This is a genomic window from Chamaesiphon sp. VAR_69_metabat_338 (genome assembly GCF_031423935.1).
GTDB lineage: Bacteria > Cyanobacteriota > Cyanobacteriia > Cyanobacteriales > Chamaesiphonaceae > Chamaesiphon.
Genome location: NZ_JANPGM010000319.1, coordinates 1 through 4,158, shown reverse-complemented (window position 1 = coordinate 4,158; position 4,158 = coordinate 1). Strand labels below are relative to the sequence as shown.

Sequence of the window (4,158 nt, the reverse complement as noted above, 5' to 3'; positions counted from 1 at the left end):
GGTAAGGTCGTTCCAGGCTGGGGCACTACCCCAGTCATGGGCGTATTTATGCTCTCGGCGCGGATTTAGTCACGCTCCCTGGCGGACACTTGATCGCCTTAGATATGCAACCGTTATTTCGGGACGATCTCGGCTATCAAGCCAAGTATGCCGAGCCAATTATGCCGATTTTTGAGAAATATCAGCAGCATCTCCCTTGGGGTGGCGATTTTCCAGCCGAAGCTAGTGCTTTTTTCTCACCTGCTTTTTTGTGGACGCGTCCAAAAGAAACCGAAGCAGTCGAAACCCAGGTGTTTGGTGCATTTAAAGAGTATCTGCAGGCATATTTAGATTTTGTCGATCGCGCCGAACCTGTCACGGAGCCACAAGCTCTAGCCGAGATCGAACAGTCGCAGTTGCGCTACCTGCGCTATCGCGCCGCGAAAGATCCCGCACGCGGGATGTTCGATCGCTTTTACGGCTCGGAGTGGACAGAAGAATACATCCACGGCTTTTTGTTCGATCTCGAACGCCAGCTCGAAACCACAGCGTCCGTGTAAAAACACTAGTTTGCAGGGTTGCATCGATTGGGGTTTCAATTATGTCTGAAATGTTCAAAAAGGGAGAGGGGCACTCGATCGAGTGCCCCTCTCCCTTTTTGACTTCGGTCTAGTAGCTAGCAACTTGAGCGGCATAATCGAACAGCATCGTCGTCATATAGCGATCGGCCCATTCGACACCAAATGATTTTTCCAAGACGCGCCGTGTTTTGTCATTTTGTTGCTGGCGATCGCAATAATACTGCTGTCCGGCTTGGAAATTGGCGATTTCGGGTGCAGTAGTCGTCGGCTGAGTTTGGCTGGCAATTTGGCAATGAATTGTCAGCATCGAGATAACGTAGTCTAGAAAAGTGGCTTCTTCGGCGGCATCAGTAGGCCGGATAAATAAACAATAATCCGAGAAAATATCCCCCCACTCTGGCAACTCCCGTACTTGCGAAAAACTAGTGGTTGGTAGTCCAAATAAGGGGAGTTGATAGCTAGCTGGTAAAGAGCGATCGCGATTTACTGGCGACAGATCGACAATTGCCGCACTAACCGAGCCGCGACCGCAAACGATATCCGCCCCAAAAATCGGCAGATCGCGATCGGGATGAGGAAACATCACACAGTGAAGGATATCCAAGTTTTTGCCAACTTGCGCCAGTTCGAGATGCAGCTTGCGGAACTGGGGAGTTTGATGGCATTTATTTTCAATTACCAAGCGTTCGCCCTCTAAACTGCCTTCGACATAGCCCAAATCGTGGGGAATTTGATAGGGAGACAGGTCGAGATATTCTTGCCACGTCCGTTCGATCCGATCGGCTAATTGCCCGATCAGAGGATGTTGTTTGGTTCGCAGCGACATAGACATAGTTTTTAATATATTTTGTAAAGCTTTAAATATCGAGAGCGATTGTTAGATCGTGGCAGATTTGGCGATTAGTTTGCTACTCTAATCTAGATGATGGCATGCCGATCGCCTCGATCGACCGTTACAATTAGTGCCGCAGCTAGACAACTCATGGTTAGAGGCTCGAATCGATCTCCAATTTGCAAAACTAATTTCAGCTTGCCTCTAGACGCCGAGTTTTGCGATTGCTCTATCTATTACTTTAGCAGAGCTACCGGATCGAATTATTCCCACCAGCCGGAAAGATGGATAGAATTACAACGCTAGTCCGCTGGGCGATTCCTGCCAATCGATCGAGTGAGAATTCATCTCGATTTCTGGTTATTAATATTCGATCGTTTCGCCACGGGTCGATCGTTAATCGCTCTATTTCGATCGCAATTTAGCCCAACCAGTACCATGATGACCGTAATTGCAGATTTGGGGATTGAGGATTTCGGTGAGAATTTCTAGAGATTCAACGAGTCTGGGGCCGGGACGATTGAAATAGGCATTACCATCAGTAATGTAGACTCGATCTAGGTTGACAGCTTGCAGCTTTTGCCACTGCGGATGTTGAGTTAGAGCTTGTGCTTCGATGCGGGTGCGATCGAGATCGAAACCACACGGCATGAAAATAATCGTATCGGGATCGGCAGCTACCAAATCATGCCAACTAATGCGCGGTGAATGTTGTCCTGTAACGCCACCAATCGGTTTACCACCAGCCAGCTCGACTAATTCGGGAATCCAATTTCCCGCCAACATCAGCGGTTCTGTCCACTCAATACAAGCAACTCTGGGTGGATGAGATTGAAGATTTTGACACTGAGTTTGACAGACTTTAACTCGTTCCTGAAGATCCGATACGATCGATTGCCAATCGACATGTAAAGTTTCCCCAACGCGTTGAATATCTGCCCATACATCCGCGATCGTGTCGGGTTGGAGTGAGATAATTTGCGGGTGACTATTAGTTAATTTCGCAACAGCTTTTTCTACCTCTGGAAAACTTACCGCACAAACATCGCACTGGTCTTGAGTGATAATGTGAGTGGGTTGCAATCTTGCCAGCGCGTCGAGATCGATCTCGTAAATACTCATCGCCGCAGCGAGTAATTTATCGACTTCCTGATGAATCTTCCCACTCGATTTGGTAGTGGATAAGCGCGCCGACGTACAGATTTGCCGATCTTTAATCTCTGGTGGATAGTCACATTCATGGGAAATTCCGACCAATCGATCGACTAATCCCAAACAAGCGATAATTTCGGTGGCACTTGGCAAGAGTGAAACTAGCCGGAGGGGTGATAATTGGGTCATAAATTTGGGACAATAGGATCGTGCAGTGCCCATAAAATCGACAGCGATCGACATTAGACCTCTACTATGACTCATTCTACCGATATTCCCACCCTCGCGCGTTGGATGGCAGGGGATTTTAGCAATCAAGCCCAAGCCTATGAAAATCCGCCATTTTTTGCCCACATTCGGGTGTGTATGCGTCCGCTCCCCTATGAGTTGTTTGGTGGTGTGAGTTTGTTTCTCGAACAGGCTTACGACTTTATGCTCCAGAATCCCTATCGATTGCGAGTGCTGAACTTTGTCATCGTCAACGAGCGGATCGAAATCGAGCATTATACGATCGATCCAGAAGCCGAATTTTATGGTGCCGCTCGCAAGCCAGAACTGTTTGCCCAACTCACCCGCGATAAGATCGTTAAAATGCCAGGTTGTACGATGATTACCGAATGGACTGGCAGTACATTCAAGGGCTATGTGGAGCCTGGAAAGGGCTGCAAGGTCACTCGCAACGGCAAAGATACATATTTAGACAACAGCTTTGAAATTAGCCCTGGGCACCTAATTAGCCTCGATCGCGGTCGCGACATCGCCACCGACGAACATGTCTGGGGATCGATCGCTGGAGCGTTTGAATTTACTCAAAAAGAAAGCTTTGCAGATGAGGTGCGAATCGATATTAATTAAAGAATTTTATCCATGTAGAAAAATCTCGTTATTTAACTAAGTCCGTACCAAGTAGATCTCCCGTTACCATAGCGAACCAATAGTCGATTACCTCCGGTACGCTACGCGAACGATAGTCAGTTGTTTGAGCCGAGCCTTAATCGTGCTGCGACTTTCGCCTGTGGCTTGCTCGATCTGTGGTTGCTGAAGAGTTAGAAAGACTGCTTTGTCCAATTAATGAGCCAATTATGTCCAATTATGTCCAATTACGACCGATTATGTCCAATTAGCTAAATTCTAGATGCTTGACATAGGCGATGTTGGTATAGCGATGCTCAAAGCCGATCGATTCGTACAGTTGTCTGGCTCCATAAGCATTTTCCGAATCTACGCCAATTTTGGCAATCTCGATGTTGAGAGTTTTGAGCCGAGCCAAGGCATGACATAACATCGCTCTAGCCAATCCGCACCGTTGAAAGTCAGGACTGGTAAATAATAATGCTATCCAACCTTCTTGTCTGCCAACAAAAGTATTGTGTTCTCGATCGATGGCACAATAACAAATCGCGGCGAACTTACCATCGGCATCGACGGCAACTAAATCTAGTTCGGGTAAATAGTCAGGAGCTTGTAAGCGATGTTTGTAGCTTTCGACAGTTAGCGGCTGGTAGAGCCAAGCACCACAAAAAGCCTGGTTGTGGAGATCCACCCATGCTTGCGCTTCCCGTTCGCCATCGACAGCTCGAATGCTAAAACCTTCAGGCAATTGTGAGGTAGGGA

Annotated in this window: 5 protein-coding genes and 1 pseudogene; 3 read left to right on the top strand and 3 right to left on the bottom strand. The window is 47.5% G+C overall.

The genetic code is table 11. The features are described 5' to 3' along the window. Positions 1–69, top strand: a 69-nt coding sequence (psbH, locus tag RMO84_RS21330; protein WP_396135813.1) for a photosystem II reaction center phosphoprotein PsbH, incomplete at its 5' end; no start/stop codon positions are given. Next, positions 57–539 (top strand): annotated as a pseudogene (locus RMO84_RS09150) (phycoerythrobilin:ferredoxin oxidoreductase); the annotation flags it as partial. The gene psbH and the pseudogene RMO84_RS09150, both read left to right, overlap by 13 nt. A 109-nt stretch (positions 540–648) precedes the next feature. Here RMO84_RS09150 and RMO84_RS09145 read toward each other — a convergent pair. Together RMO84_RS09145 and RMO84_RS09140 are read right to left on the bottom strand one after the other, a co-directional pair. Beyond that, positions 649–1,392: a phycocyanobilin:ferredoxin oxidoreductase gene (locus RMO84_RS09145; RefSeq protein WP_310488167.1), complete on the bottom strand. Its 744-nt coding sequence runs from the start codon at positions 1,390–1,392 to the stop codon at positions 649–651. A gap of 405 nt (positions 1,393–1,797) precedes the next feature. Next, positions 1,798–2,733 carry a cobalamin-binding protein gene (locus tag RMO84_RS09140; protein ID WP_310488166.1) on the bottom strand — a complete coding sequence of 312 codons (936 nt, stop codon included), beginning with the start codon at positions 2,731–2,733 and terminating at the stop codon, positions 1,798–1,800. A 66-nt stretch (positions 2,734–2,799) separates the two neighbouring features. Between RMO84_RS09140 and RMO84_RS09135 the strand changes: the two genes are divergently transcribed. Next, entirely contained in the window at positions 2,800–3,399 is a 600-nt protein-coding gene (locus RMO84_RS09135; RefSeq protein WP_310488165.1) for a chromophore lyase CpcT/CpeT, read from the top strand. A 265-nt stretch (positions 3,400–3,664) separates the two neighbouring features. On the opposite strand, the gene RMO84_RS09130 is transcribed toward RMO84_RS09135, so the two are convergent. Beyond that, on the bottom strand, positions 3,665–4,158 hold a 494-nt coding region (locus RMO84_RS09130), incomplete at its 5' end, for a GNAT family N-acetyltransferase (RefSeq protein ID WP_310488164.1).

Coding starts and splice junctions, on each gene's coding strand:
- RMO84_RS09135 (WP_310488165.1), top strand. CDS start 2,800: ATGACTCATTCTACCGATATTCCCACCCTCGCGCGTTGGATGGCAGGG.
- RMO84_RS09140 (WP_310488166.1), bottom strand. CDS start 2,733: ATGACCCAATTATCACCCCTCCGGCTAGTTTCACTCTTGCCAAGTGCC.
- RMO84_RS09145 (WP_310488167.1), bottom strand. CDS start 1,392: ATGTCTATGTCGCTGCGAACCAAACAACATCCTCTGATCGGGCAATTA.